The 640-nt window shown below is 43.1% G+C and carries 1 protein-coding gene; it reads right to left on the reverse strand.

Annotated features, from left to right (window positions below):
- The coding region (gene rimP / locus A3757_RS01035; protein WP_068739008.1) for a ribosome maturation factor RimP at positions 1–518 on the reverse strand (518 nt) is incomplete at its 3' end.
- Between the last annotated feature and the right edge of the window lie 122 nt (positions 519–640).

Here is a 640-nt window from a genome sequence, read left to right on the forward strand (position 1 = left end):
ACTACGTTCGCTTTTTCAATCGCTTCAATAGGAAATAAAAATTCTTCTTCACCAACCTGAAGAACAATATCATTTCCTTCCAATCCTTTTAGTAAACCACTGTACTTGCGACGACCTTCATAGGCCATGCGTAATTTCAAGGCAACTTGGTGCCCCTGAAACCGTTCATAGTGATTTAGCTTATATAATGGACGATCCATGCCTGGCGAAGAAACCTCCAAGGTATACTCTCCGTTTATCGGATCTTCTACATCCATTACACCACTCAACTGACGGCTCACCAGCTCACAATCTTTGAGCTCTATGCCGCTTTCCCTGGCCTGTTCCTCAGTGATATTTTCATCTACTTCACCAGGGACTTCAGTTTCTTGTTTTTCTTCGGTTTGTGCGCTTTCAATAAACACACGCAACACAGAGTGCTTACCCTGGGACATATATTCAATACCCCAACACTCGTAACCCAGCCCTTCAATGACCGGTTCAATCAATTCTTCTAACAGCTTCTTTTTTGCAGACAATGGCAGTACCGTTTTTCATATTTCAGAAACAAAAAATGGGCATAAAGCCCATCACACGAAAAAGCCACCACAACCTTAAACAACCGAGCCTCTGAGTAACACTCAAGAGACCACCAAAGGCG

The organism is Oleiphilus sp. HI0117 (assembly GCF_001635235.1).